Below are 26159 nucleotides of genomic sequence, written 5' to 3' on the forward strand. Positions count from 1 at the left end.
CGGCTGCAAGGCCCGCCATACCGCCGAGTGCGGCGTCAACCGCGAGCGCCACCGGGCCGCGGCCACCCGCCACGACACGTTCTTCGTCCGCGCCCAGGTCGTTCTGCCGAGATCACCGAAGTCAACAGGTGGCTCAACCGACTTTGAAACACGACATAGCCCGGTAGCAGCAGCGGCCGGTGACGGCTCCTGTTCGGCAGCGACCACGGCCAAGTGACGGCTGCGGTCTGGCGACGGCTATGGCTGAGTCATGTCACGTGCCCCGTAGCGGTTGTGGCTTGGCCAGGACTCTCCGCCCAGCTGCGGGTCGGTGGTGGAAGCTGGTTCGGTGGCGGCTGTGGCGTGTGCTCTGATCAGGAGAGGCGGCAGGCCGCTGGCGGTTGGCGGGTGGGCGGGGACGGCCACGTCGACGCGGGTCGCTTCTCTGGTGCGGCTGATGCTGATCCGGGCGCCGGGCGGCAGGGCCCGGGCGACGGCGGCGCGGACCGCCGGCAGGGGTTCGCCGCGGGCCGCCGCTCGGGCGCCGCTTCGTGCCGCGTCCGTGCAGGCCACCTGGGTTGACGCGATCCGGATCGCCCAGAGCGACACCGCCAGGACCAGCACCAGGGCGGGGAGGGCCACGGCGATCTCCGCTGTGACCATGCCGCCGTCCTGCGGGCGGCGGGCGCTCATCCCGCCAGTTGGAGCGCCCGCTTGACGACTCCTGAAAGGAGGCCCTTCACCTCCGGGCTGGTCACGATCTTGAAGAGGAGCGCGGCGAACGCGGTCGCGGCGATCATGCCGACCGCGTACTCGGCCGTGGACATGCCGAGGTCTCGAGCCTCCTGCCGCCACCGCCGTGCGACAGCCGTCGTCTTACGCATGGGGATCTCCTTTTCTTCGATGCCGTGGCTGGTCGTCGGGGCGGTGCCCGGCTCCAGCCTGGAAGGGCGGGTATTCGGACAACAGGTGAGCGGCGACCTGTGGACAACCAGTGGTCACCACGGGAGAAGGAGCGTCGACGCGATCCCGGCGATGGTCGGGACGATGCCGAGCAGGACGAACGCGGGCAGGAAGCACAGACCGAGTGGAGCGAGCACCCGAATGCCCGCGGTTCTGGCCCTGGCCATGGCCTCCGCTCGGGCGGCGCGCCGCTGGTCGCGGGCAAGGCGGGTGAGCGTCGGTGCGATGGCGGCACCGCTGTTGACGGCGCGTACGGCCGTCCGGGCGAGTGGAGCCAGCGTCGGCTCGTCGGCCAGGCCGAGCCAGGCCGTGGACGGATCGACGCCCAACCGGATCTGGACGGCGACGCGCTCGAGTTCGGCGCCGAGCGGCCCGCCGATCGCGCGTGCCACCGCCTCCACGGCGTCACTCCAGGGGGTTCCGCCTTGCAGGCAGGCGGCGAGCAGGTCGATCGCCACCGGCAGGTCCGCGACGAGACGGGCCTTCCTGCGCCGCTGGTCGGTGCTTTCAAGCCGGCCCAGCACGCGGGCGACGGCCACCGCGGCGGCGATGCCCGCCAGCACGCCGAACGGGCCGCCGAGCAGGACCGCGCACATGGTTCCGGACAGCAGCACCGCCCCGTGCCTGGTCAGTACTTCGCGCCGGCCTCTGTGGGGTACAGGCCCTGGAGTCTCTTGCGGCTGCTTGACAGGAGGTGGCGGTCGGCTGCGAAGCGGGGCCGTGCCCATGGAGCCGTGCGTGGCCGTCGGGGTTCGGTGCGCGTGGTTGGGGACGAGGGCGGTGTATCTGCGAACGGCGGATCTGTGATCACTCGGCCACAGGAAGCCGGACACCGCGGCGAACAGGACGGCCAGGAAGATCATTTGCGTCTCCCGTCGGTCTCACGGAGTTGATGGTGGTGCGGACTCTCGGCACGGCAGCCGCCGGCAGGGGTGTGCAGTAGCTGGGATGCAGCGGCGGTGAGGGTTCGGGGATGGCCGTCGGCCTTGCCGGGGTCAGTGGTGATGGTTCTGGACGTGCTCGTCTCTCCGGGCGCCTGTTCCTCTTTTCGGCCGGGCAGCGTGGCCGATGCGCGGCTGAGGTTCATCGGGGGACCTCCGCGGCTCGGGCGAGACGGCTCGTCCACCACATGCCGAGCACGTCGAGAGTGATCGCGGTGGCCAGGCAGCCCAGGCCGGGGATCGTTCCGAACAGGAACGCCAGCGGCTTGGCGCCGAGCGCGGCCGCCATCGCCAGGCCGAGCAGCGGAAGCCCGGCCAGCAGCCGCGCCGTCGCCCGCGGTCCCGCCAGTTGGGCCGCGATCTCCTGACGTTGTTCCTCCTCGTCACGGAGGGCGGCGGCCAGGCCGTCCAGGGCCGCGGCGAGCGTGCCGCCGCGCTCGGCCCCGATGCGCCAGCATGCGGCGAGCAGGCGCAGCCCTTCGGCGCCCGGGCGTTCGGCGAGGCGCTCCAAACGGTCGGCTGCGGGGGCCTCCGCTTGGGTGTCGCTGACGGGGTCTGGGGGCCGTCGGCGCGGTTCGGGGCCGTCGAGGCTGGGCGGCGTGTTCAGTAGGTGGACCGCGATCCGTCGGTCGAGGACGCCGGCCGCCGTGCGGAACGCCTCGTCGGGTGTACGGCCCGCGGCCAGTTCGGCGGCCATCCCGTCGCACAGCCCGATGACCGCGGTGCGCCATCGCTGCTGCTGTTTTCGACGTTCCCGCAGTTCGTGTAGGTGTGTGAACGGCTTCTGGAGGAGACCGCCCACCGACGGCCAAGCGTCGGCAGCCCGTGTGGTGAGCATCCGGCCGAGTCGTTCGGAGGCTGTGGGAGGGCGGAGCGAAAGCCATGCGCAGGCGGCGGCGCTGATCATGGCCAGGGCGATCGTGACGGTCATGACACCGTCCCTTCGTCGACGTGGTTCATGGGCGCCACCGGTGGTCGAGGCGGGCGGCGAGGTCGGAGGCGCCGGGCAGGGTGCGGGTTCGGCCGGCAGGGGTGAAGGACACCGCGGGGACGGCTTGCACGAGGCCGTCGGGTCCTCGGCGCAGCAGGCAGATCTCGGCGACCCTCCGGCGTCCGCCGCCGGGTTCACGGACGAGGTGGACCACGACGTCGAGGGCCGCGGCGAGTTGGCTGTGCACGGCCTCCCTGCTCAGACCTGCCGCACACGCCAGCGCCTCCAGCCTGGCGGGGACATCGGCCGCCGTGTTCGCGTGCAGCGTTCCGCAGCCGCCCTCGTGGCCCGTGTTCAATGCGGCCAGCAAATCCACAACCTCGGCCCCGCGGACTTCACCGACCACGAGCCGGTCGGGTCGCATGCGCAACGCCTGCCGGACGAGCTCGTGCAGCCTGACGCCGCCGGCGCCTTCCACGTTGGGTGGGCGCGCCTCCAGACGTACGACATGGCCGTGGTCCGGGCTCAGCTCCGCGGAGTCCTCGACCAGGAGGAGCCGCTCGCCGGGGTCCACCAGACCGAGCATGCAGCTCAGCAGGGTCGTCTTGCCGGTGCCGGTGCCTCCGGTGATGAGGAACGCGACTCGTGCGGCCACCAGGGCGGCAAGCAACTCGGCACCGTCGGCGGGAAGGGTGCCGACCGTGGCCAGTTCGTCCAGTGTGAACGCGCGGCGCCGAGGCAGCCGCAATGACAGGCAGGTGCCGTTGGCCGCCACCGGGGGCAGTACGGCATGAAGTCGTATGCCGCCTGGCAGGCGGGCGTCGGCGCAGGGGGACGCGTCGTCCAGTCGGCGCCCGGCCGCTGCCGTCAGCCGTTGGGCGAGACGCCGCAGGGACGCCTCGTCCGGGAAACGCGTCGGGGTCCTCACCAGTCCGCTGCCGGTGTCCACCCAGACCTCACTCGGACCGTTGACGAGGACGTCGGTCACTTCGGGGTTGCGCAGCAGCGGTTCCAGCGGACCGGCACCGACCAATTCGGCACGCAACTCATCTGCGAGTGCCAACACCTCACGGTCGCCCAGCAGGCGTTCCTCCGCACGCAGCGCGGCCGCGACATGTCCGGCGGTGGGCTCGTCTCCGGTGTAGAGGAGACGATCACGTACGGCATCGGAGAGCTTCCTCATCGTCCGTCCTTCACGCTCGATCGGGAGATGGCGCTTGGGGTCGGTTGGGCGTTGCGCACTCTTGCGCCTCGTCGCGGTCTGGTCTGTCAGCAGCGCTTGCCTGCCCTGGCCCCACCGAACTGGGTGCTGGATGGGAGCTGGTCTCGGGAGTCGGGCAGCTTCAGCCACGGGTCTCTGCGACCGGATGCGCCTTATCGGTCGCCGGCCGGCCGCAGAAGTCAGCGTCCGTGATGTGGGCCTGCGGCTACTTCGCTGGGGGCCGCCGGACCAGGGGTGTTCGCCTGCCGTGCCCGCTTCGGTTGTCTTGGGGCCTGCCGGGCCGGGTAGGGGTGTCTCGAAGAGTCAGATGGCTTCAGCCCACGAGGTCCCTACGACTGGATGCCCAGATCGGACACCAGTCGACCGCATCAGCCGGCCAGCGGGCCGTAGCAGCAGAGAGCCTGGGCAAAATCTCCATTCCTAGTTCCTCGTTGCGGTCTGGCCTGTCAGCGGCGCTTGCCTGCTCTGGCCGCTGCCGAGCTGGGGTGAACTGCGCTCGGGGGGGTTAGCCGGCTTCAGCCCACGACGTCCCTGCGGCCGGATGCCTGCCTCGGACCGCAGCTGACTACCGAGGTCGGCCAGCGGGCCGCGGCGCCGGAAGGCTCGGTGAGACTCCGGCTTCGGCCACCACGCTGAGGCTGGCTGCCGAGCCGGCAGTGTTCGCAGGCCGCAACTGTGTCGGTCGCCTTGGGTGCTGCCGAGCTGGACGGGGGTGGTCTGGGCGGGGTCAGGCCGCCCCGGCCACGGGTTTTTCGGGCTGGAGCCCAGATCAGACGCCGGTTGACCGCAGAGGTCCGCCAGCGGGCTGCGGCGGCAGAGGGTCGGAGCAGGATCTCCATCATTCGGCTACCTCGCTGCGGTCTGGTCTGTCGGTGGTGTTCGCATGTCCTGGCCGCTGCCGAGTTGGAGGCGAGCTGCACTCCAGAAGTCAGGCGGCTGCGGCCCATGGGGCCATGTGGCCGAGTGTGCACATCGGTCCGCCTGCTGGCCGCAGAAGTCGGCGTCCGTGACGGCGGAGGCTGGGTGGAATCTCGGGTCTGCGGACATCTCGCTGGGGCTGCTGGAGCAGGGGTGTTCGTCCGCCGTGAGCGCTTCGGTTGCCTCGGGTGCTGTCGAGCTGATGGGGGGCTGGTTTCGGTTACCACGCTGAGGCAAGTCAGGCGGCTTCGGCCATGGGTTCTTGGGGGTGGAACCCCAGGTCGGACACCAGTTGGCCGCAGAGGTCGGCCAGGGGGCCGCGGCGGCGGAGGGCTTGGGCGAGGTCGCCCTCTTCGAGGATGGCGGGGAGTCGGCGGTCGCAGTCGAGCACACCGGCCAGGGGCAGGCCGATGGCTTCGGCGATCACCTCCGGGGTGAGGCCCCCGGGGGCCGGGGTCCGGACGATGAGGCGCAGTTCGGCGGTCTCGCGGCGGAGTGCCGCCGCGGTGACGTCGCCCGCCACGGCGGCGCGCACCTCGGCCGGTACGAGCAGGTAGGTCACGTCGGCGGCGCGCAGGGCGCAACGGCCGATCTCCCCGGGGTGGCGGGGGACGTCCACGACGACCAGGTCGAAGCCCCGGGTCGCGGCGTCCAGCAGGGAGCGCATGGCGTCCTCGGTGACCGGCACCGGCGCGCCGCGTCGCCAGGACAGCACGGACAGGTCGCCGAGACCGGGCAGGGCCTCGCGCAGGGTGGCGGCGCTGAGTCGGCCGCGGCGGTCGGCGAAGTCCGGCCAGCGCGCGCCCTCGTGGTCTTCCAGGCCCAGCACGATCTCCAGGCCGCCGCCCAGCGGATCGCCGTCGACGAGCAGGGTCCGCGCGCCGATCCGGGCGGCGCTGAGGGCCAGGCCCGCGGCGAAGACGCTGGCCCCCGTCCCGCCGCGGGACGAGCACACGCACACGGTGGTGCCCCATGCCTCCACGGGCTCGGACGCCGCCGCCATCGCGTCGATCAGCCAGCTCTCGTCGTCGGGCAGGACCGCGAGATCCTGTGCGCCGATCTGCAGCGCCTTGCGGTAGACGTCGTCGGTTTCCGCTTGCCTGGCCACGAGGACGACGCCCTGCCGGCGCGGCAGGCCGGCGGCGGCGATCTCTTCGGCCGACTCGGCTCCGACCAGCACGAGCGGCGGCCCCTGCCAGCCCGCCCGCGCCTCGCCGGCGTCCCGTATTATCTCGGCGCCCGTGTCGGCGGCCGCGGCGAGCCGCAGCAGATCGTCACCGATCACCGGGTCGCTCGTCACGATCATTGCCGCGTTGGTCATCGTGCCCTCCCGTCCGTTCCTGGGGACACCAGGTTGCGCTGCGGCACGGATGCGGCGAAAGGGTTTCCCCAACTTGTGGATAACTTCGTGGAACTGCAGGTCACGATGGTTTGGAGGTGTGCCGGGTGCGCTGATCTCCGGGGGCCTGTGGTGTGCTCCGCGTCCGGACCGGCCGGTGCGTTGGCGGTCTGGGTGGTCGCCTCGGGTGAGCCGGTGCGGTCGGATCTCGATGGTCCGCCGACAGCGCCCCGGTTATCGGTGGATGCCGGGGCCGGCGCCCGTTTCTGTGGATCTCGGGGGGCTTGTGAGGGTCATCTGGGAATGGCGCGCCGGCGGGCCGGGCCGGCGCTGAGGGGAGACGGCGCACGAATTCATCCCAGATTAGTCCACTGGCCACCCTGTCGTCCGCTTCGGGCCGCCCGTGCGGCGCACATGCCGCCGAGCCGCGTAATGCCGATGGGGCGCCTGGGAGGCGCGGCCGGGCGGTGACCTCGGCACATTGGCCAGGTCACCGCCCGACTGCGTTACGACAGGGCGACCCCCGCCGGGGGGGAGAGCGGGGGTCGCCGAACGGTCCGGCTCCGGGGGGGTAGAGCCGGGCCGTTTTCCCAAGAAAGTCTCGGGGGGAGATCACCCGCGGCCCCCGGGCCGCGGTTTGATCTATGGGACTGGCAAAGTCACTGTCTCTAGTCTAGGTACAACATATGCTGCCCGATCGTCGTGACTTCCGTCGAGCCGTAATGTCACCGGACGCGTAACGTTTTTTCTCACCTGGTTACGATGATCCCCGCTCCAGCGGGCGAAGCGGTGCCGCTCGGCACCATCCCGCCCAGCGCCTGCCGTACGGCCGGAAAGCTCCCGACCGAGAGTGGGAGCGTACAGGAGATCTCATAGATCATTCCGTTGCACCGCCGGATCGAGATCCCCAATGGAATCGATCACACTCCGTGATCGCTAGCAGATTGTTGATATAGATCCGTTTCGCCCGAAATGTCACCTGCGACGCCGGCCCGCAGTCCGAGTAGCGCCCTCTCTCGGCACCGACGATGCGAGCGCGTTAGGCGGCCGTGAGCCGCTCATTTTACGAATCAGGGCTTGTCAAACGGACGAATGAGGCGTAGACAGGTCATAAGGACCAAGTGTCCAGGCACGGCACCCGGGTACCCACGCGCGACCAGCCGCGGGAGGCGCGTCGTGACGGGCTTGACCCGCTCCGACGGATATGAGGTGCACGCTTGGTAACCCGGAGTGACGTGACTGGCGAACGGCGTTCCACACCGGATGGGACGCCGTTCGCCGTGTTCGGGCGGCCGTCCCCACGCCGGTTCTGAGCGGTGGAGCGGCTCAGCCCTCCTTGCCTCACGTCCGGCGAGCCTCAGCGAGTGCTGCGCGGGATGCGACATCCGCAGGACGTGCGACCATGTGAGTGTCGCCCGTATAGCTGCAGGGCTTGCCGCTCGCCGCGCGGCCGGCGTCAACGCGACCGACCTTCGGGCTCGCGGCCGGCAGCTCGAATGTGCTGGTCACATCGGTCGGTTCTGGCCGAGCAGGGTCTTGGGCTTGCGCATCGGGCAGCGCGTGGAGCGGGCGGGGCGGCCATGCGTGTTCGGCCCGAACGGGTGACGGCCGCTACCGCGGTCACCGCTGTGCGGCCCGAGGCGGCACTGCATGGCACGACGGCCGTGAGATTCTCAGTTCCATTTTTCTCAAAAGGCCATAAAACTGCCCCGGGAAGTGGCTTGACAGAGGCTTCACGAGTCAGTTCTCAGGCGGGTTCGGGCACCGGCACAATGCATCCGGCATCTGTGCGTCTCTCACTCAATGCAACAGACCGTCCCTCGCGGTTTCGCATCAGACGGGGGACGGCCCGCCCCGCGCCGCGCCAGGCCCCTCGTTCGGGGTGCCGGTGGCCACCGGCGTGGGGCGGTGGAGCGTGACGTCAGCCCCGCAGGATGGCCTCGCAGATGGCCTGGGAGTCCCGAGCGGCGGCGGCCGTTGCGTCGGCGCAGTGGCGGATCCATCCGGCCACCCCCTCAGGGGTGCCGGAGGCATAGCCGCGCAGTGCCGCCACGTACTCGTCTGCGAGCTCGGCGTGGCCCACCTCGGGCGCGGTGAGCGACTTGGGGTCGAGCCCGCGCTCGACCATGGTCAGGCGTTGGGCGGCACGGGCGACGATGCCGTCCCCCCAGCCGAAGGGCCGAAGAGTGAGCAGCTCGCCGTGCACCACGGCCGCCACCACGAGCGCCGGGGCCTTGGTCGGTTGCACGAGCAGGCTGCTGAGCATGTCCAGCCGCGCGGCGACTTCAGGCGCGGCAGGGGGTTGCCCGAGGCCGAGTACGTCCTTGACCTCCCGGCCCTCGCCTCTGGGGCGTCCGAGCTCGGCCTCGTCCACGGCGTCCGCCGCGACGAGGACGTGCAGTCGCGCCAATACCTGCCGTGGCGCCTGCCGCCACGTCTCCGTCAGGGATCCGAGTTCGGCGGAGACGCGAAGGGCGCCCTGAACGACGGGGTCCTTGGGAGCCTCGGCCGCGCGCATCTCGTCCAGCGGAACCGAGACCCCCTCCAGGGCCGCCGAGGCGCGCGCGCCCCGCACCGCTGACTCGGTGGAGACCTCGGCGCTGCGCCGCCGCAGGACGCGATGTCCGAGCAGCCGGTCCACCGCCGCGCGAGCATCAGCCACCGCGTCGGCCACTCCGGGCAGTGCCGCTACTTGGGCGAAGGCATCGGATCCGGTCACGGGCCCGACCTTATGCGGTCGTCCCCACCGACTCGCGTGCGGGGGCCTATACCGGGCTCCGCCCCTCACTAGGTCGGCGAACGCTGATCGCCCCTTTCGCCGATGAGCGCTCCGGTGGCGTCGATGGCTCTTCTCGCCCAGAAGCCCCCTGACGCCCGTCGAGCCAGTCCAACGGAGCTGTGGGGCTGATGTGGCTGCAGAGGCTCCATAAGGGGCGCCACCGGCGCAAACCGGGGTGAAAGCCCGTCATGGGGCGGAGGTCGTGACGGTGTGAGGGTTGTAAAGAGGGTCCCTTGCCTGGTGAAGTGGGGCACACGAGGCGCCTTCCTCTGTCGCAAGCAAGGAGTACGCGTTGAGCCAGAGCCAAGAGACACTCTCGAACCTGCTGCAGGAGACGCGGCGCTTCTCTCCGCCCGCAGAGCTGGCCGAATCCGCGAACGTCACCGCCGAAGCGTACGAGGAGGCTGCCGCGGACCGGCTGGGCTTCTGGGCCCGGCAGGCCGAACGGCTCACCTGGGCCAAGCGCTGGGACACGGTGCTGGACTGGAGCAACCCCCCGTTCGCCAAGTGGTTCGTGGGCGGCGAGCTGAACGTCGCCTACAACTGCGTCGACCGCCACGTCGAGGCCGGGCTGGGCGACCGGGTCGCCTACCACTGGGAGGGCGAGCCCGGGGACACCCGCACGATCACCTACGCCGAGCTCCAGCGGGAGGTGAGCAAGGCGGCCAACGCGCTGCTGGAGCTGGGCGTGCGCAAGGGCGACCGGGTGGCCATCTACCTGCCGATGATCCCCGAGCTGCCGATCTCGATGCTGGCGTGCGCGCGGATCGGCGCCACCCACTCGGTGGTGTTCGGCGGGTTCTCCGCCGACGCGCTGCGCTCCCGCATCGACGACGCCCAGGCCAAGGTGGTCATCACCGCCGACGGCGGCTACCGGCGCGGCAAGCCGTCCGCGCTGAAGCCGACGGTGGACGAGGCCGTCAAGGACACCCCGTCGGTCGAGAAGGTCGTGGTGGTGCGGCGCACCGGCGAGCAGATCGCCGAGAACCCCCGGGACGTGTGGTGGCACGACCTGGTGGAGCGGCAGTCGGACGAGCACACGCCGGAGCCGGTCGACGCCGAGCACCCCCTCTACATCCTGTACACGTCCGGGACGACCGGGAAGCCCAAGGGCATCCTGCACACCTCGGGCGGCTACCTCACCCAGACCGCCTACACCCACTACGCGGTGTTCGACCTCAAGCCGGAGACCGACGTCTACTGGTGCACGGCCGACATCGGCTGGGTGACCGGCCACTCCTACATCGTGTACGGGCCGCTCGCCAACGGCGCCACCAGCGTGCTCTACGAGGGGACGCCGGACACCCCGCACAAGGGCCGCTGGTGGGAGGTCGTCCAGAAGTACAAGGTCACGATCTTCTACACCGCGCCGACCGCGATCCGCACCTTCATGAAGTGGGGCGACGACATCCCGGCCGGGTTCGACCTGTCGTCGCTGCGCGTGCTGGGCAGCGTGGGCGAGCCGATCAACCCCGAGGCCTACGTCTGGTACCGGGAGAACATCGGCGGCGGGCGCTGCCCGGTGGTCGACACCTGGTGGCAGACCGAGACTGGCGCCATCATGATCAGCCCGCTGCCGGGGGTGACCGCGGGCAAGCCGGGTGCGGCGATGCGGCCGCTGCCGGGCGTCGAGGCGGACGTGGTGGACGACCAGGCGCAGTCGGTGCCCAACGGCGGCGGCGGCTTCCTGGTGATCCGGGAGCCGTGGCCGTCGATGCTGCGCACCATCTGGGGCGACGACGAGCGGTACGTCAAGACGTACTGGTCGCGGTTCGACGGCCTGTACTTCGCCGGTGACGGCGCCAAGCGGGACGACGACGGCGACATCTGGCTGCTCGGCCGGGTCGACGACGTCATGCTGGTGTCGGGGCACAACATCTCCACCACGGAGGTGGAGTCGGCCCTGGTGTCGCACCCGAAGGTGGCCGAGGCCGCGGTGGTCGGGTCCACGGACCCGGTGACCGGTCAGGCCATCGTGGCGTTCGTGATCCCGCGCGGCAGCGCCGGCGAGGAGGTCGAGGGCGAGGGCTTCGTGGCCGAGCTGCGCGGCCATGTCGCCAAGACGCTCGGCCCGATCGCCAAGCCGCGGCAGATCATGATCGTGCCGGAGCTGCCCAAGACCCGCTCCGGCAAGATCATGCGGCGGCTGCTGCGGGACGTCGCGGAGAACCGCTCGCTGGGCGACGTGACGACGCTCACCGACAGCTCCGTGATGGACCTGATCGCCCAGAAGCTCCCCAGCGCCAAGCCGGAGGACTGACCCCGGAGCACACCGGCCGGCCCGCCCGCGACTCACCGCGACGCCTCGGCAGCTCAGCGGCTCTGTGAAGCCGTGGCGTGACCGGACTGGGGACAGGCGCCTCGAGGGCCTCTGGCGCGTGCTCACGCGCGCCAGAGGCCCTTTTCCGTGCCGCCGGGTCCCGCACCGGCGGTGCGCCATGGCACCAGACGGACATATCGGGTGATCCTCTGGGTAGGCTCTGAGACAGGTGTGCCGGGAAGTCTGGTCGGCGATGGGCTGTTTCGTCCCGGCAGGCCCGGCGGCGGAGCAGTCCGTGTCGGTTTCCGCCCGCTGCCACTTTCCGGGGGTTTCATGCCGCGTCGCGTCGCCGCGCTCTGGCCGCCTCGTCCCACCGCCCGCTACGCGCGCCACGTCGCCGAGGCGCTGCGGCTGGAGACCGTCGGCGGCTTCATCATGCTGGCCGCCACGCTGGCGGCGCTGCTGTGGGCCAACTCGCCGTGGTCCGCCGCGTACACCAGCCTGCAGAAGCTGGAGATCAGCCCGTCCTGGCTGCACCTGGGGCACATGGACCTGCAGCACTGGGCGTCCGGCGGGCTGCTGGCGGTGTTCTTCTTCATCGCCGGGCTGGAGCTGCGCGAGGAGCTGACCCACGGGGAGCTGCGCAATCCGCGGGACGCGGCGCTGCCGGTGATCGCCGCCTGCGCGGGCGTGGCGCTGCCCGCGCTGATCTTCCTGGCGGTGAGCGCGGGAGAGCCGGGCGCGGCCCGCGGCTGGGCGGTGCCGACCGCCACCGACATCGCGTTCGCGCTGGCCGTGCTGGCGGTGGCGTTCTCGGCGTGCCCGGCGCCGCTGCGCGTGTTCCTGCTGACGCTGGCGGTCGTCGACGACCTCATCGCCATCACGATCATCGCGGTCTTCTACACCGAGCACCTGAGCGTGCCGCCGCTGCTGGCCGGGGTGGCGCTGGTCGCGGTGTACGGGGTGTTGCAACAGCGGGGCGTGCGCTCCCCATGGGTCTACGTGCCGCTTGCGGTACTGGCCTGGTACTTCGTGCACAAGAGCGGCATCCACGCGACCGTGGCGGGGGTGGCGCTGGGCATGCTCACCTCGTCCAAGGAGACGGCGGGGTCGGAGCGGACGAACGCCGAGCAGGCCGACCACATGCTGCGGCCGTTCTCGGCGGGCGTGTGCGTGCCGCTGTTCGCGTTCCTGTCGGCCGGGGTGACGTTGAACGCCTCGTCCCTGGAGGCCGTCGCCACCGACCGCATAGCCCTAGGAGTGATCGCCGGGCTGGTGATCGGTAAATTCGTGGGCGTCCTGGGCGGCGCCTGGGCGGCCGTGCGGCTCGGCCTGGCGACGCTCGGGGAGGAGCTGCACTGGCGGGAGATCGCGGGCGTCGCGATGCTCGCCGGGGTCGGTTTCACGGTTTCACTGCTGATCGGCGGTTTGGCCTATACCGACCCGGCACAATTCGAGAGAGTGACGACAGCGGTCCTGATCGCGAGCGTCGTCGCGTCGGCGGGCGCCGCCGTCGTCTTCCGGCGGCGGATGCGGACGCGGGCGGAGGCCGCCGCCGAGGCAGCGGACCGGTAGGACGGCATCGGGCGGTCCGGACGTCGGCGCAGGCGGCCCCCGGCCGCGTGTGCGGGCGGCCACATCCGGACCGCGGTGGTCATGCCGGGTGGCCGGACGAGCCGCCCGGCTGCCAGGCTGGCGCGCAGCCCCTGGGAGCCGGGGGCCTGGAAGGAGTAGCGATATGACCGAGGCACTGCCGGGCGAGCGGATCGAGGACAAGTCCCTCGGCGAACTCGTCGCGTTGGCGTCGAGCAACATCTCCAACCTGGTCCGCGCCGAGATGGACCTGGCCAAGATGGAGCTGAAGGCCGACGCCAAGAAGGCCGCGCTGGGCGGGACGATGTTCGCGATCGCCGGGCTCATCGCCGGGCTGATCGTGATCCTGCTGTCCATGGCCGCCGCGTACGGCCTGGTGGCGCTGGGCATCTGGCACTGGGCCGCGTTCCTCATCGTGGCCGGCGTGTACCTGCTGCTGGCGCTGGCCCTGCTCGGCCTCGGCTACCTGCGCATCCGCAAGATCGACGGGGCGAAGCGCACCCGCCGCACGCTGCGCGACGACCTGTCGATGCTGCGGCACCGAGGCGACTCCGACACCCCCGCGCTGACGGACTGAGCACGCCATGCCCGGACACGACGGGTCGATCGTCGAGGTCGACGGGCCCTGGACGCACCGCGCGGTCAGCGCCGGCGGCACGCGCTTCCATGTCGCCGAGGCGGGGGAAGGGCCCCTGGTCCTGCTGCTGCACGGCTTTCCCGAGTTCTGGTGGTGCTGGCACCACCAACTGGTGTCGCTGCCCCGCGCGGGCTACCGGGCGGCCGCGGTGGACCTGCGCGGCTACGGCGGCAGCGACAAACCCCCGCGCGGCTACGACCTGGTGACCCTCGCCGGGGACGCGGCGGGGCTCGTCCGTGCGCTCGGGGAGGCCAACGCAATCGTCGTGGGCCACGACTGGGGCGGCCTGCTGGCGTGGACGATGGCCGTGTACCACCCCAAGGTCGTCCAACGCCTGGCCGTGGTGAGCGCCCCCCATCCGCTGCGCCTGAGGCAGGCCGTACGCAGCGACCTGCGCGGTCAGGCGTGGGCCGCCCGGCACACCTTCGGGTTCCAGCTGCCCGTGTGGCCGGAGCGGCGTCTTCTGCGCGACGACGCCGCGCTGGTGGGGCGGCTGCTGCACGAGTGGTCCGGCCCGGGGTGGCCCGACGAGCGCACCGAGCGTCTCCTGCGGAAGGCCGTGCAGATTCCGGGGGTGGCGCACTGCGCGCTGGAGTACCACCGGTGGCTCATCCGCTCCCAGCCGCGTCCGGACGGCATACGGTACGCCGCCCGCATGCGCAGCCCCATCCAGGCGCCCACGCTCCAGTTGCACGGCTCCCTGGACACCTGCATGCTGCCCGCCTCCGCCCAGGGTTCGGGGCGCTACGTGGAGGGCCCGTACCGTTGGAGGCTCATCGAGGGCGCGGGCCACTTCCCCCACCAGGAGCGCCCCGAGACGTTCGACTCCCAGCTCATCGGCTGGCTCACCGACCCCGAACCCGAGCACTGACCCCCGCACCTCCCCTGGGCGCGATGACCGCTCGCGTACGGTGGAGGCATGCGTGATCGGGACGAGGCGGGCAGGCCGCGCAACGCTCGTCCACGCGACGCGTACGGGCGTCCCCTGCCGCGCGGCGCCGTGGGCGTGCCCACCATGCCGGACGACCTGTCATTCACCCCTGCGGAGGCGCTGGCGGAGGCGCAGCGGCTGCTGGACGCCGACCGCCCCTTCCATGCGCACGAGGTGCTGGAGGCGGCGTGGAAGTCCGCCGAGGCCCCCGAACGCGAACTGTGGCGTGGGCTGGCACAGGTCGCCGTGGGCATCACCCACCTGCGGCGCGGCAACGCGCGGGGGGCCAAGGCCCTGCTGACCCGTGCCGCCGACCGCTTGGAGCCGTACGCCCCCGAACCTCCGCACGGTGTCGACGTCGCCGGTGTCGTACGGCAGGCCCGCTCACTTGCCGCCCGGGCGGCGGACGGCGACGCCCCCGTCCAACTGCGGCTGACCTCGTCCCCGTAGGGCGCGCGGTCAGTCGGAGCAGTTCTGGGTGGACACGGGGACGGTGGCCTGGGCGCCGAGGCGGGCGTCGGGGGCGACCTCCTCGGCGGTGAGGGCGTAACCGGTGGACGGGGTGTCCAGCGCCGCGGCGAAGATGACCCCGAAGACGCGGCCGTCCGACGACAGCAGCGGCCCCCCGGAGTTGCCGGGCTCCACCGTCCCGCGGATGGCGTAGATCTCGCGGCTGACCTGGCCCGAGTGGTAGATGTCGGGGCCCTTGGCGGTCTGCCGGGCGCGGATGCGGGCCGACCCCGTGGTGAACGGCCGGTTCTTGGGGAACCCGGCGATGATGGCGTCGTCGCGCACCCGGGCGGGACCGGCGAACTTCAGCGCGGGCGCCCGCAGGCCCGGCACGTACAGCACGGCGATGTCGCGCTTGGGGTCGTACAGCACGACCCGGCCGCGCTCGGTGGTGCCGTTCAGCGACGCGATGGTGGACGAGCCGCGCGCCCCCGCCACGACGTGCGCGTTGGTCATCACCCGTTCGGGCGCGAACACGAAGCCGGTGCCCTCGATCTTGCGCTGGCACTGCGGGGCGGTGCTGGTCACCTTGACGATGCTCTGCCGGGCCGCGCGCAGCGCCGGGGTCCGCAGGACCGCGTCGTTGGGCGGCGGCACCTCGGTCACCGACTCGCCGCCCAGGCCGTTGAACACCTGCGGGAACTCGCTGGCGGCCACGAACCGGCGGAAGGAGGCGAACCACGTCTGCGCCTGCTCGGGCATGACGTCGTTGACGCCCTTGAGGATCGAGGACCCGTTCACCTGCGTGCGCAGCGGCTTGAACTCCGAGCGCGCCACCAGGCTGCCGAAGAACCAGGCGACCAGCAGCAGGGAGACGGCGCTGACGACGGCGCCGCCGGCCGCGTCGACGGCGCGCGCGTTGATCCCGGTGACCCGGTTGCGCAGCACGGCGCCGATGGACGAGGCGATCAGCTGGCCGAGCGTGGCCGCCAGGAAGGCGATCACGATCGCCAGCAGCGCCTGCTGGGCCGCGCCGTCCACCGCCGCCTCGGCGATCGGCGGCGCCACCAGCACCCCGACGACCCCGCCGCCCACGAATCCGGCGAAGCTCAGCAGGCTGACGATGAACCCCTGCCGATAGCCCGAGACCGCGAACAGCACGATCAACACGAGCAAGATCGCATCCAGAATGTGGTCGCCCAGCATCGCTTCACCGTATAGCGCGACGGCCCGTGTGCACGTCCCCTCAGTGGACCAGTTTGGACGGTGCCGCATAACCGCGCAGTGCGATTCGGGGCGATCACCGACCGTGCTCCGCGGGGCGCAGGCGCCCCGCGGAGCACGGACCCGCAGGTCATGCCCGCCGGACGAGCCCGCGGCGGCCCCGGGCGGTCAGCCCCGGCCGGCCAGGTCCACGATCTCGCGGGGAAGGTCCTCCACGCGGCCGTCGTCCCAGGGCCGCTCCCAGCCGCCCGCACGCAGCACCTGGGTGAGCACCCCGGCGGTGAACCCCCACACGAGCATGCCGCGGACCCGGAACGCCGGCCCCACGCGCAGGCCGCCCGGATAGCGGACGGTCAGCCGGTTGTCCGGATCGACCAGCTCGTCGATCGGCACGCGGGCGACCGTGGCGACCTCCCCGGGGTGGCCGGGCGCGATCTGCGACGGCGTGCGCCACCAGGCCGCCACGGGGGTGACCCGGTGGTTGCTGCGCTGCAGGTACAGCTCGGGCAGCGTGGCCAGCACCTGCACGCCCGACGGCTCGACGCCGGCCTCCTCCTGCGCCTCGCGCAGCGCCGCGCCGACCGGCCCGTCGTCGCCGGGGTCGATCCGGCCGCCGGGGAAGGCGGGCTGCCCGGCGTGCTTGGTGAGCGTGGCGGCCCGCTCGGTGAGCAGGATGTCCGGGCCGTGCGGCCCCTCCCCGAACAAGATCAGCACCGCCGCCGGACGCGCCGTCGCCACCGGGCGCATCGCCGGCGGGACGGTCATCCGCGGCGCCTCTGCGAGGAACCGGTCGAGCCATGCCGGACAGGGGGCTGCAGTGTCGCTCACGCCTCTCCCAACCTGATCAGTACCTGTTTGCTTCCCACCCTGGCAGCGCGGCCGGGCGGAGGTCAGGAGAACGGGCCGGGCTTGACCAGCTTGCGGGCGGTCTCCTCGTCGGTCGGCCCCTCGCCGAAGGACGGGCACAGCCGGGCCACCGCGCAGGCGCCGCAGGCCGGGCGGCGGGCGTGGCAGACGCGGCGGCCGTGCCAGATCAGCCGGTGCGACAGGATCGTCCACTCCTTGCGCGGGATCAGTTCGCCGACCTCGTGCTCGACCTTGACCGGGTCGGTCTCGGCGGTCCAGCGGAAGCGGCGGGCCAGCCGTCCGAAGTGGGTGTCGACGGTGATCCCCGGCACGTCGAAGGCGTTGCCGAGCACGACGTTGGCGGTCTTGCGGCCCACGCCCGGCAGGGTGACCAGCTCGTCCAGCGTACGGGGTACCGCGCCGCCGAACCGCTCGCACAGCTCCGCCGACAGGCCGATGACGGACCTGGTCTTGGCGCGGAAGAACCCGAGCGGCTTGAGGATGCGCTCGACGTCCTCGGGGTCGGCGGCGGCCAGCTGCTCGGGAGCGGGGTACTTGGCGAACAGCGCCGGGGTGGTCTGGTTGACCCGCACGTCGGTGGTCTGCGCCGACAGGACGGTGGCGATCAGCAGCTGGAACGGGTCGGCGAAGTTCAGCTCGCACTTGGCGTCGGGGTAGACCTCGGCCAGGATGCGGTTGATCTTCCGGGCGCGGCGTACGAGCGCCAGCCGGGTCTCCTGCCCGCGCCCCGCGCCGTCCGTGCTGCTCGCCATGCCGGCAAGGGTACGTCCTCCCCGAGGCCGCGGCGCCGGAATCGACCGCACGCCGTCCCGCCCCGCCGACGCGCCCGGCCGACCCGCCGTTCCGTCCGCAATCGAGGTCGTCGCCGCGCACACCCCGCGATGACCTGCTTCGCGGGATTGTGACTCCCTCTCCGGGCGGTCCGTACACTGGTGCCGGAGGACTGGCGTCTGAGCGGACTGGAGCGGTCCAGCTCTTTGCGGATGCCGGAGCGGAACCGGTACGCCGTGGGCCTGCCTTCACGTACGCGGTGGGACGTACGTCACACTATGCGTGTAGGTGTTTGTAGAAGGAGAAAGCGTGACCGACCGCGACGTGGACGTTCTGAGCAGAGCCCCGCTGTTCGAGGCACTCGACGAGCAGGGCGCCAAGGCGCTTCGCGCCAACGTGACCGAAGTGCGGCTGGCACGCGGCCAGACGCTGTTCAACGAGAACGAGACGGGCGACCGGCTGTACGTCGTCCTGGAAGGCAAGATCAAGCTCACCCGCACCGCCCCCGACGGTCGGGAGAACCTGCTGAGCGTGCTCGGCCCCAGCGAGATGTTCGGCGAGCTGTCGCTGTTCGACCCGCGGCCGCGCACCGCCAGCGCCGTCGCGGTCACCGAGTGCCGCCTGGCCGGGCTCGGCCACGACGACCTGCGCCCCTGGCTGACCGGGCACCCCGAGGTCGCGGTGCAGCTGCTGCGCGCGCTGGCCCAGCGCCTGCGCAAGACCAACGACGTGATGGCCGACCTGGTGTTCACCGACGTGCCCGGCCGCGTCGCCAAGGCGCTGCTCGACCTGGCCGAGCGGTTCGGCCAGCCCTCCGAGGCCGGGCTGCACGTCCACCACGACCTCACCCAGGAGGAGCTGGCCCAGCTCGTCGGCGCGTCCCGGGAGACGGTCAACAAGGCCCTGGCCGACTTCGCCCAGCGCAACTGGCTGCGGATCGAGGCGCGCGCCGTGGTCATCCTCGACATCGAGCGGCTGCGCAAGCGGTCCAAGTGAGGCGGTCTTCCGCAGGGTCGCGACCGCCCCGGTGATCTTGCGGAAGCGTCGGCCGTCCCCCCTTGCTCCCCCGCGGTTCACGCATCGGAGGAACGCTCGTCGAGGTAGTCGAGCTGGGCCTGCACGGACCACTCGGCGGCCGGCCACAGGGACCGGTCGACGTCGGCGTAGACGCGTTCGACCACCTCCCGCGCCGTCCGGGCGCCGGCGGCCACGGCGGCCTCCACCTGGGCCAGCCGCTCGCGCCGGTGGGAGATGTAGCGGTCCAGGGCGACGATGGGGTCGTCCAGGCGCGGGCCGTGTCCGGGCAGGATGGTCGCCGCCTCCTGCTCCTCGGCGAACGCCCGCAGCCGGTCCAGGGACGCCAGGTAGTCCCCCAGCCTGCCCTCGACGACCGTGGTGCCGTATCCGAGCACGGTGTCCCCGGTGAGGACGGCGCGGTCGGCGGGCAGCCAGAACGTCAGCGAGTCGTTCGAATGGCCGGGTGTCTCCAGCACGCGCAGTTCCAGGCCCCCGGTGGTGACGACGTCGCCTTCGGCCAGCCCCTCGTCGCCGAGCCGGTGGCGGGGGTCCAGCGCCCGCACGGGGACGGCGCCGCCGCGTCGCCCGTTCGCCTCCGCGGCGAGTTCGGCGAACCGCTTCGCGCCCGCCGCGTGGTCGGGATGCCCGTGCGTGAGCAGGACGAGCCCCACGCGGCGCCCCTGCGCGGCGACGGTGCGCACGACGCGCTCCAGGTGCTTGCCGTCCTTGGGACCGGGGTCGATGACGACCGCCTCGTCCGCGCCGGGCTCGGCGACGATCCAGGTGTTGGTGCCGTCCAGGGTCATCGGTGACGGGTTCGGCGCCAGCACACAAAACGCCCGTTCCGTACCCATCCCATCGATCTCGCTCATCTCACCCATCCTGCCGGTCGCTGAGCGCAGCCCCAGCCGCCGCCCCAGGCGGTCCAGCCGTGCCAGGTGACGCGGCGCCGACGTGCCCGCCAGCCACCTCGCCGGCCCCCGGGCCGGCCACCGGACAGGTCGACGGCGCACGGCCGCTCATCCCCGCGGGTAGTGGCGGGCCGTCTCGGGCGGGAGCACCAGGTACGCCTCCCCGTCGATGACCTCCGCCGTCGGCTCGTAGGTGACGATCTCGCGGCGGGCCGCCAGCACGTCCGCGACCGTCTGATAACCGGCCAGCTCCGACAGGGTGGCCAGGGTCGGCGGCAGCAGGAACCACTCGCCCGCCTGCGCCCGCCGCACCGCGTCCTCGGGCCGCACCCACGTCACCCGGTCGGCCTCGGTGCTGACGTCGCCGGCGCGCTGCCCCGGCGGGATCGCGGCGACGAAGAACCGCGTGTCGTAGCGCTTCGGCTCGATCGCGGGCGTGATCCAGTGCGCCCACGGCCGCAGCAGGTCCGAGCGCAGCACCAGCCCGCGCCGGTTCAGCATCTCCGCCAGCGACACGGTGCGGGCGAGCAGCGCCTGCCGGTCGGCCTCCCACGTCTCGCCGCGGGTGTCGTCCACGACGGCCGTCCCGGTGGGCCCGGCGAGCAGGATCAGGCTCTCCTCGAACGTCTCGCGCACGGCCGCGCACACCAGCTCGCGCGCCAGCTTCTCCCCGGCCCCGAACGCCGCGCCCCACTCCGCCGGGGACGGCCCGGCCCAGGCGATGTCCGCGTCGCCGTCACGCGGGTCGACCGACCCGCCGGGGAACACGTACGCCCCCGGAGCGAACGCCATCGAGGACACCCGCCGCAGCATGAACACCTGCAGCCCGTGCTCGGGGTGGTCCCGCAGGACGACCACGGTCGCGGCGTCCCGCGGCGCCACCGGCTCGATCCGTCCGGCGCGCATGTCCTCGATCCGCTCCACGAACTGGTCCGGGAGCTTCAGCCCGTTCACCATCGGCCGGTCCGGGGCATAGGGCGGGACGTCCCGTCATGGACTACTCGACTGATCCCCATGGCGGCTAATTCGGACATACCGAATGCTGTTCCGTCAAGCCCCGGCCGCCGGCAAGGCTTGCCGCCGCCGCGACGGCCGCGGCTTTGCGCGGCCGCGGCCGTCGGCGAACGTCAGTCGATCTCGGCGATGAGCTCCACTTCGACGGGCGCGTTCAACGGCAGCACCGCCACGCCGACCGCGCTGCGCGCGTGCCGGCCAGCGTCCCCGAACACCGCGCCCAGCAGGTCGCTGGCCCCGTTGACGACCTTCGGCTGGTCGTAGAAGTCCGGCGCGCTGGCCACGAAGCCGACGACCTTGACGATGCGCCGGACCCGCGCCAGCTCCCCCGCCTCGGCGCGCAGCGCGGCGATCGCGTTGAGCGCGCAGACCTTGGCCTGCTCGACCGCCTGCTCAAGGCTCACCTCGGCGCCGACCTTCCCGGTCACCGGCAGCTTGCCGCCGACCATCGGCACCTGACCGGCCGTGTAGACCAGGGAGCCGGTGCGCACCGCCGGCACGTACGAGCCCGCCGGCGCGACGACCTCAGGCAGCTCCAGCCCCAGGTCACGCAGCCGCTCCTCGGGCGTCACTTCGGCTGCACCTCGCGCTTGAAGTAGGCCACCAGGTTCTCGGGGTTGGGCCCCGGCAGGACGGTGACGAGCTCCCACCCGTCCTGGCCCCAGTTGTCGAGGATCTGCTTGGTCGCGTGCACCAGCAGCGGAACGGTCGCGTACTCCCACTTCTTCATGGCCACCCAGCCTAGCGACCGCCCCTCCCGCGGCCCGCCCGGTCCTCGGGCGGCGTCAGACGCGGGCGGCGTCGTAGCGGTCGCGTGCCGCGTGGATCTGCCCGATGTGCTCGTCGGCCCACGCCTTGATCGCGGCCAGCAGCGGGACGATGCGCTCCCCGAGCGGGGTCAGGGAGTAGCTGACCTGCACCGGCACCGCGGGGGTGACGTCGCGTGCCACGAAACCGTCGCGTTCCAGGGTGCGGAGCGTCTGGGTGAGCATCTTGGCGCTGGCGCCGGGCAGGGCGCGGGCGAGCTCGGCATAGCGGCGCGGCCCGTCGGCCAGCCGGGACAGCACCAGCGACACCCACTTGGACCCGATGATCTCCAGCACTTGGTGGGACGGGCACATCGCCATGTACTCGTCGAACGCGGCCTTGGCGGCCGCGCGGCGCTGCGCGGCGGTCATCGTCGCCATCTGCGGATTCACCTCCGGGTGCCGAACGCACTTGCAGGTAACTCCTTCCGGGGCGCCGGCTGTTCCGGCGAAGGTGGCCGGTGCGGGGTCTTCCCGCGGTACCGCCTTCTCTACCTGGAGTTCTCTATGCGTGCGATCATCGTCAAGGCGCCCGGCGGACCGGAGGCGCTGCAGGAGGCAGACCTTCCCGAGCCCGTGCCGGGACGCGGCCAGGTGCGGGTCAGGGTGGCCGCGGCCGCGGTCAACCCGGTGGACGTGGGCGTCCGGGCCGGGGTCATCGCGGCGAACGGGCTGATGCCCCGGCCGGGCGAGCCGGGCGAGCCGGGCGCGCGGGAGGCGTTCGGCCTGGGCTGGGACGTCGCCGGCACCGTCGACGCCGTGGGGCCGGACGTCGGGCATCTGGCCGTGGGCGACGAGGTCTTCGGCCTCAAGGACCGCCTGGACGTCGCCTCGGGCACCCACGCGGAGGCCGTCGTGCTGGACGCGGACGCCGTTGCGCGCGCGCCGCGCTCCGTCGACGCCGTGCACGCCGCCACGGTGCCGCTGAACGGGTTGACCGCGCTGCAGGCGCTGGACCTGCTCGCCCTCCCGCCGGGGGCCACGGTCCTCGTCACCGGGGCGGCCGGCGGGGTCGGCGGATACGCGGTGGAACTGGCGGTGCAGCGCGGCCTGCGCGTGGTGGCGACCGCGGCTGCCGGTGACGAGGCCCTGGTGCGCTCCCTCGGCGCGGAGCACTTCGTACCGCGCGGGGCGCATGTCGGCGACGCCGTCCGCCAGATCGTTCCGGGCGGGGTGGACGGCGCGCTGGACGCCGCCGTGACCGGCCTGGCGGCCCTGGAGGCGGTGCGCGGCGGCGGCGCGTTCGTCGCGGTGCTCGGCGGTGACGCGGTGCCGCCCCCACTGCGCGGCATCCGCGTGGAGAACGTGTGGATCCGCGCGGACGCCACGCAACTGGCCCACCTGGCGGCACTCGTCGACGCCGGGCGACTGACACCCCGGGTGGCGCGAACCCTGCCGCTGTCGCAGGCCGCCGAAGCACACCGCCTTCTCGAGCAAGGCGGCCTCCGGGGGCGCCTCGTCCTCACGCCATAGCCGCCACCCCACCCGCACCCCGCGGAAACCGCGCCCCACTGCGCAGCATCCACGTGGACAACGTGCAGATCCACGCGGCCACCACGCAGCTGACCCACCAGCAGCCCCGGCCGACACCAGACGGCTGACACCACGGGGAGCGCGAACCCTGCCGCCCCGCAGGCCGCCACAACACACCGCCTTCACGAGCAAGGCGGCCTGCGGGGCGACTCATCCTGACGCCACAGCCGCCACCAGCCGCCGTGCCCCACAGCCCCCCGCTGCACGAAATCCACGTGGACAACGTGCAAGTTCACGCAGACACCTCAACAACTGACCCATCCGGCAGCCCCGGCCGACACCAGACGACTGACACCACAGGGAGCGCGAACCCCACCGCCTTGCAGGCCCCAAAACACACCGCCTCACAAGCAAGGCGGCCCCCCGGGAGCGGCTCGTCCTCACCCCGTAGCCGCCACCAGCCGCCATGACCCACGGAAACCCGCCCCCACTGCGCGGCATCCGCGTTAAGGACGTGCGGATCCACGCGGACTCCACGCAACTGGCCCACCTAGCGGCGCTGGTCGACGCCGCATGACTGACACCACAGGGAGCGCAAACCCTGCCGCCCCGCAGGCCACCCCGGCCCACGGCCTTCGCGAACAAGGCGGCCCCCGGGGACGGCTCGTGCGCCGCCACCGGCCGCTGCGGCCCGCGGTGGTCTCCGCGGGTCACTCCGGCGGGGAGTCCCCTGCGGACTTCCCAGGGGTCTCCCCGGCGGACGGGCGGGCGTCGGCGATGCCACGCGGGGTGTCGGTGGAGGAACCCGACAGCTCCGAGGGTGCCTTGCGCTCGGGCTCGTCCAGGCCGAGGACGGGAGGGACGTCCTTGGTCGACTGCAGCGCCGGGCCGCTCTCGGCGGCCTTGGCGAGTTCCTCCTCGGCCTTGGCGAGACGCTCGCCGAGGTCGGGCTTGTCCTCGCCGCCGGGCTGGGGCTTGGGGGCCGGGGCCATCCGGTCGAAGAAGCGCAGCAGCTCCACCGGGAACGGCATGATCAGCGTGCTGTTCTTCTCCGCCGACACGTCCACCACCGTCTGCAGCAGCCGCAGCTGGAGGGCCGCCGGGTCCTGCGACATGATCTCGGCGGCCGCGGCCAGCCGCTTGGACGCCTGGAACTCGCCGTCCGCCGCGATGATCCGGGCGCGGCGTTCGCGTTCGGCCTCGGCCTGGCGGGCCATGGAGCGCTTCATGCCCTCCGGCAGCGACACGTCCTTGATCTCGACGCGTTCGATCCGGATGCCCCACGGCCCCTCGGTGATCTCGTCCATGATCGCGCGCAGCCGCAAGTTGATCTTCTCGCGCTCGCCCAGCAGCTCCTGCATGTCGGTCTGGCCGATCACCGAACGCAGCGAGGTCTGCCCGATCTGGGACACCGCGTACCCGTAGTTCTGCACGTTGACGATGGCCTTCACCGGGTCGATCACCCGGAAGTAGACCACCGCGTCCACCCGCACGGACACGTTGTCCTGGGTGATGCCCTCCTGTGCGGGCACGTTCATCGTGACCGTCTGCCGGTTCACCTTCTGCATCCGCTCCACGATCGGGATGATCACGGTGAGGCCGGGGGGCCGGACCGCGCCGGGACGCAGCCGGTCGCCGCGCCGCACCTGCCCGAACCGGAACACGATGCCGTGCTCGTACTGCTGCACCACCTTGACGGCCGACCCGGCGGTCAGCAGCGCGACGAAGGCGACGACGAAGACGATGGTGAGGATTACCGCCATCACGGGCACCTTTCGATAGACAAGGCCCGAAAGACAAGGCCCGAACCCGCGGGCCCCGCCGGACTCCTGCGCGACGACGGACGAGGCGCACCGGGCGCCCGGCGCTCCGTCCCGGGACGGCGGGCCGATTCGGGGGCGCCCAGGCCGCTGCGGTCTGGCCTTCCCCCGGGCGGCTCGGCCGGTCAGGCAGGCGGAATCCGAGGGATCGGTCTCACGTTTCCTACCCACCCTCCGGGGCACGGCCCACACAACTGGCGGAAAGGGGGACCTCGGCGGGGCACGACATCGTGTCAGGAATCACTTGCATGGGGGCCGGGCACCCCCTCAAGTACTTGCCGGGCGAACGATATGGTCAATCGGGTGAGCGCGAGAGACACCGACTGGGACGGCGTGCGCCTGCACGTGGTCACGGGCAAGGGCGGCACCGGCAAGACCACGGTCGCCGGCGCCCTGGCGCTGGCACTGGCCGCGGGCGGCCGGAAGGTGCTGCTGGTCGAGGTCGAGGGACGGCAGGGCATCGCCCAGCTCTTCGACTGCGCGCCCCTGCCGTACGAGGAGCGCCGGGTCGCCGTCGCCCCGGACGGCGGCGACGTCTACGCGCTCGCCATCGACACCGAAGAGGCGCTCATCGAGTACCTCGAGATGTTCTACAACCTCAAGCGGGCCGGCAAGGCCATGACCCGGCTCGGCGTGGTCGACTTCGTCACCGCGATCGCGCCCGGCCTGCGCGACGTGATCCTCACCGGGAAGACCTCCGAGGCCGTCCGCCGCCGCGACTCCTCCGGCGCGTTCGTCTACGACGCGGTGGTCATGGACGCCCCGCCCACCGGCCGCATCACCAAGTTCCTCAACGTCAACGAGGAGGTGTCCGGCCTGGCCAAGGTCGGCCCGATCCGCAACCACGCCGACACGGTCATGCGGGTGGTGCGCAGCCCCGAGACGGTCGTGCACTTCGTCACGCTGCTGGAGGAGATGCCCGTCCAGGAGGCCATGGACGGCGTCGCCGAGCTGCGCCAGGTCGGGCTGCCGGTCGGCGGCGTGATCGTCAACATGGAGCACCCGCCGATGCTGGACGAGGAGGCGCTGGCCGCCGCCGGCAAGGGCGAACTGGACACCGACGCGATCGTCCGCGGCCTCAAGGCCGCCGGGCTGGAGCACGACGCCGAGACGATCGCCGCCGGCCTGGCCGCCGAGGCCGCCGACCACGCCCGGCGCACCGCGCTCCAGCGCCGCGAGATGGAGCGCCTGCGGACCCTCGACCGCCCGCGCTACGTCCTGCCGCTGCTGCCCGACGGCATGGACCTGGCGGGCCTGTACGACCTGGCGCAGGCCCTGCGCGACCAGGGTGCGGCATGACCAGCAGCGGAAGG

24 protein-coding genes are annotated in these 26159 nt (G+C 72.2%); 8 read left to right on the plus strand and 16 right to left on the minus strand.

The window, feature by feature from the left end; genetic code table 11:
* Positions 1-237: 237 nt before the first annotated feature.
* The 7 genes from ABD879_RS08360 to ABD879_RS08390 form a co-directional block, all read right to left on the minus strand.
* Positions 238-672, minus strand: coding sequence for a TadE family type IV pilus minor pilin (locus tag ABD879_RS08360; RefSeq protein WP_345019091.1), 435 nt, complete (start codon positions 670-672; stop codon positions 238-240).
* On the minus strand, positions 669-863 hold the full coding sequence (locus tag ABD879_RS08365) for a DUF4244 domain-containing protein (RefSeq protein ID WP_345019093.1): 195 nt from the start codon (positions 861-863) through the stop codon (positions 669-671). The genes ABD879_RS08360 and ABD879_RS08365 overlap by 4 nt, the downstream gene beginning before the upstream one ends.
* 114 nt (positions 864-977) lie before the next feature.
* Positions 978-1556 carry a type II secretion system F family protein gene (locus ABD879_RS08370; RefSeq protein WP_345019095.1) on the minus strand — a complete coding sequence of 193 codons (579 nt, stop codon included), beginning with the start codon at positions 1554-1556 and terminating at the stop codon, positions 978-980.
* A gap of 469 nt (positions 1557-2025) precedes the next feature.
* Positions 2026-2685 (minus strand): type II secretion system F family protein, encoded by a 660-nt coding sequence (locus ABD879_RS08375; protein WP_345019098.1) that lies wholly within the window; start codon positions 2683-2685, stop codon positions 2026-2028.
* 154 nt (positions 2686-2839) lie between these two features.
* Entirely contained in the window at positions 2840-3997 is a 1158-nt protein-coding gene (locus ABD879_RS08380; protein ID WP_345019100.1) for a TadA family conjugal transfer-associated ATPase, read from the minus strand.
* Between the two features lie 1195 nt (positions 3998-5192).
* Complete coding sequence (gene ssd / locus ABD879_RS08385; protein ID WP_345019102.1) at positions 5193-6275, minus strand: septum site-determining protein Ssd; 1083 nt, start codon at positions 6273-6275, stop codon at positions 5193-5195.
* A gap of 1939 nt (positions 6276-8214) precedes the next feature.
* Entirely contained in the window at positions 8215-9012 is a 798-nt protein-coding gene (locus tag ABD879_RS08390; RefSeq protein ID WP_345019104.1) for a Fic family protein, read from the minus strand.
* A gap of 352 nt (positions 9013-9364) precedes the next feature.
* Between ABD879_RS08390 and acs the strand changes: the two genes are divergently transcribed.
* The 5 genes from acs (at position 9365) to ABD879_RS08415 (ending at position 14943) form a co-directional block, all read left to right on the plus strand.
* Positions 9365-11332: an acetate--CoA ligase gene (gene acs, locus ABD879_RS08395; RefSeq protein WP_345019106.1), complete on the plus strand. Its 1968-nt coding sequence runs from the start codon at positions 9365-9367 to the stop codon at positions 11330-11332.
* Positions 11333-11665: 333 nt separating this feature from the next.
* A complete protein-coding gene (nhaA, locus tag ABD879_RS08400) occupies positions 11666-12907 on the plus strand; it encodes a Na+/H+ antiporter NhaA (RefSeq protein WP_345019108.1) in 1242 nt (413 codons plus the stop codon).
* 163 nt (positions 12908-13070) lie between these two features.
* The gene (locus ABD879_RS08405) at positions 13071-13502 is read left to right on the plus strand and encodes a phage holin family protein (protein ID WP_285495723.1); all 432 of its coding nucleotides are present in this window, start codon (positions 13071-13073) and stop codon (positions 13500-13502) included.
* 7 nt (positions 13503-13509) lie between these two features.
* Positions 13510-14433, plus strand: a complete 924-nt coding sequence (locus tag ABD879_RS08410) for an alpha/beta fold hydrolase (RefSeq protein ID WP_345019113.1) — start codon at positions 13510-13512, stop codon at positions 14431-14433.
* 48 nt (positions 14434-14481) lie between these two features.
* On the plus strand, positions 14482-14943 hold the full coding sequence (locus ABD879_RS08415; protein WP_345019115.1) for a DUF309 domain-containing protein: 462 nt from the start codon (positions 14482-14484) through the stop codon (positions 14941-14943).
* A 9-nt stretch (positions 14944-14952) separates the two neighbouring features.
* On the opposite strand, the gene ABD879_RS08420 is transcribed toward ABD879_RS08415, so the two are convergent.
* The 3 genes from ABD879_RS08420 to nth form a co-directional block, all read right to left on the minus strand.
* On the minus strand, positions 14953-16149 hold the full coding sequence (locus ABD879_RS08420) for a MarP family serine protease (RefSeq protein WP_345019117.1): 1197 nt from the start codon (positions 16147-16149) through the stop codon (positions 14953-14955).
* Between the two features lie 186 nt (positions 16150-16335).
* Positions 16336-16932, minus strand: coding sequence for an NUDIX hydrolase (locus tag ABD879_RS08425; RefSeq protein WP_378272659.1), 597 nt, complete (start codon positions 16930-16932; stop codon positions 16336-16338).
* Between the two features lie 125 nt (positions 16933-17057).
* The gene (gene nth / locus ABD879_RS08430; RefSeq protein WP_345019119.1) at positions 17058-17786 is read right to left on the minus strand and encodes an endonuclease III; all 729 of its coding nucleotides are present in this window, start codon (positions 17784-17786) and stop codon (positions 17058-17060) included.
* Positions 17787-18114: 328 nt separating this feature from the next.
* On the opposite strand from nth, the gene ABD879_RS08435 reads away from it, so the two are divergent.
* Positions 18115-18801, plus strand: a complete 687-nt coding sequence (locus tag ABD879_RS08435; RefSeq protein ID WP_285495729.1) for a Crp/Fnr family transcriptional regulator — start codon at positions 18115-18117, stop codon at positions 18799-18801.
* 77 nt (positions 18802-18878) lie between these two features.
* Here ABD879_RS08435 and ABD879_RS08440 read toward each other — a convergent pair whose 3' ends face one another.
* From ABD879_RS08440 to ABD879_RS08460, 5 genes are all read right to left on the minus strand, one after another.
* Positions 18879-19694, minus strand: a complete 816-nt coding sequence (locus ABD879_RS08440) for an MBL fold metallo-hydrolase (protein WP_345019120.1) — start codon at positions 19692-19694, stop codon at positions 18879-18881.
* Between the two features lie 147 nt (positions 19695-19841).
* The gene (locus tag ABD879_RS08445; protein ID WP_345019122.1) at positions 19842-20690 is read right to left on the minus strand and encodes an NUDIX hydrolase; all 849 of its coding nucleotides are present in this window, start codon (positions 20688-20690) and stop codon (positions 19842-19844) included.
* 170 nt (positions 20691-20860) lie between these two features.
* A complete protein-coding gene (locus tag ABD879_RS08450) occupies positions 20861-21319 on the minus strand; it encodes a RidA family protein (protein ID WP_345019124.1) in 459 nt (152 codons plus the stop codon).
* A complete protein-coding gene (gene sp36, locus ABD879_RS08455) occupies positions 21316-21477 on the minus strand; it encodes a Sp36 family protein (protein WP_285495733.1) in 162 nt (53 codons plus the stop codon). The genes ABD879_RS08450 and sp36 overlap by 4 nt, the downstream gene beginning before the upstream one ends.
* Positions 21478-21532: 55 nt before the next feature.
* Positions 21533-21934, minus strand: a complete 402-nt coding sequence (locus ABD879_RS08460) for a winged helix-turn-helix transcriptional regulator (protein ID WP_345019127.1) — start codon at positions 21932-21934, stop codon at positions 21533-21535.
* A gap of 126 nt (positions 21935-22060) precedes the next feature.
* Between ABD879_RS08460 and ABD879_RS08465 the strand changes: the two genes are divergently transcribed.
* Positions 22061-23026 carry an NADP-dependent oxidoreductase gene (locus ABD879_RS08465; protein WP_345019129.1) on the plus strand — a complete coding sequence of 322 codons (966 nt, stop codon included), beginning with the start codon at positions 22061-22063 and terminating at the stop codon, positions 23024-23026.
* A 710-nt stretch (positions 23027-23736) separates the two neighbouring features.
* On the opposite strand, the gene ABD879_RS08470 is transcribed toward ABD879_RS08465, so the two are convergent.
* The gene (locus ABD879_RS08470; RefSeq protein WP_345019132.1) at positions 23737-24789 is read right to left on the minus strand and encodes a slipin family protein; all 1053 of its coding nucleotides are present in this window, start codon (positions 24787-24789) and stop codon (positions 23737-23739) included.
* Positions 24790-25149: 360 nt separating this feature from the next.
* Here ABD879_RS08470 and bagA point away from each other — a divergent pair, with 360 nt between their 5' ends.
* Positions 25150-26145, plus strand: coding sequence for an ATPase BagA (bagA, locus tag ABD879_RS08475; RefSeq protein ID WP_345019135.1), 996 nt, complete (start codon positions 25150-25152; stop codon positions 26143-26145).
* The last annotated feature ends 14 nt before the right edge of the window (positions 26146-26159 follow it).

It is taken from the genome of Actinomadura keratinilytica (genome assembly GCF_039539665.1).
GTDB lineage: Bacteria > Actinomycetota > Actinomycetes > Streptosporangiales > Streptosporangiaceae > Spirillospora > Spirillospora keratinilytica.

Bases quoted from the DNA above. Each gene is read 5' to 3' on its own strand.
- ABD879_RS08360 (WP_345019091.1), bottom strand. From the start codon at position 672: ATGAGCGCCCGCCGCCCGCAGGACGGCGGCATGGTCACAGCGGAGATC.
- ABD879_RS08365 (WP_345019093.1), bottom strand. From the start codon at position 863: ATGCGTAAGACGACGGCTGTCGCACGGCGGTGGCGGCAGGAGGCTCGA.
- ABD879_RS08380 (WP_345019100.1), bottom strand. From the start codon at position 3,997: ATGAGGAAGCTCTCCGATGCCGTACGTGATCGTCTCCTCTACACCGGA.
- ssd (WP_345019102.1), bottom strand. From the start codon at position 6,275: ATGACCAACGCGGCAATGATCGTGACGAGCGACCCGGTGATCGGTGAC.
- nhaA (WP_345019108.1), top strand. From the start codon at position 11,666: ATGCCGCGTCGCGTCGCCGCGCTCTGGCCGCCTCGTCCCACCGCCCGC.
- ABD879_RS08405 (WP_285495723.1), top strand. From the start codon at position 13,071: ATGACCGAGGCACTGCCGGGCGAGCGGATCGAGGACAAGTCCCTCGGC.
- ABD879_RS08410 (WP_345019113.1), top strand. From the start codon at position 13,510: ATGCCCGGACACGACGGGTCGATCGTCGAGGTCGACGGGCCCTGGACG.
- ABD879_RS08415 (WP_345019115.1), top strand. From the start codon at position 14,482: ATGCGTGATCGGGACGAGGCGGGCAGGCCGCGCAACGCTCGTCCACGC.
- ABD879_RS08420 (WP_345019117.1), bottom strand. From the start codon at position 16,149: ATGCTGGGCGACCACATTCTGGATGCGATCTTGCTCGTGTTGATCGTG.
- ABD879_RS08425 (WP_378272659.1), bottom strand. From the start codon at position 16,932: ATGACCGTCCCGCCGGCGATGCGCCCGGTGGCGACGGCGCGTCCGGCG.
- nth (WP_345019119.1), bottom strand. From the start codon at position 17,786: ATGGCGAGCAGCACGGACGGCGCGGGGCGCGGGCAGGAGACCCGGCTG.
- ABD879_RS08440 (WP_345019120.1), bottom strand. From the start codon at position 19,694: ATGAGCGAGATCGATGGGATGGGTACGGAACGGGCGTTTTGTGTGCTG.
- ABD879_RS08445 (WP_345019122.1), bottom strand. From the start codon at position 20,690: ATGGTGAACGGGCTGAAGCTCCCGGACCAGTTCGTGGAGCGGATCGAG.
- sp36 (WP_285495733.1), bottom strand. From the start codon at position 21,477: ATGAAGAAGTGGGAGTACGCGACCGTTCCGCTGCTGGTGCACGCGACC.
- ABD879_RS08460 (WP_345019127.1), bottom strand. From the start codon at position 21,934: ATGGCGACGATGACCGCCGCGCAGCGCCGCGCGGCCGCCAAGGCCGCG.
- ABD879_RS08465 (WP_345019129.1), top strand. From the start codon at position 22,061: ATGCGTGCGATCATCGTCAAGGCGCCCGGCGGACCGGAGGCGCTGCAG.
- ABD879_RS08470 (WP_345019132.1), bottom strand. From the start codon at position 24,789: ATGGCGGTAATCCTCACCATCGTCTTCGTCGTCGCCTTCGTCGCGCTG.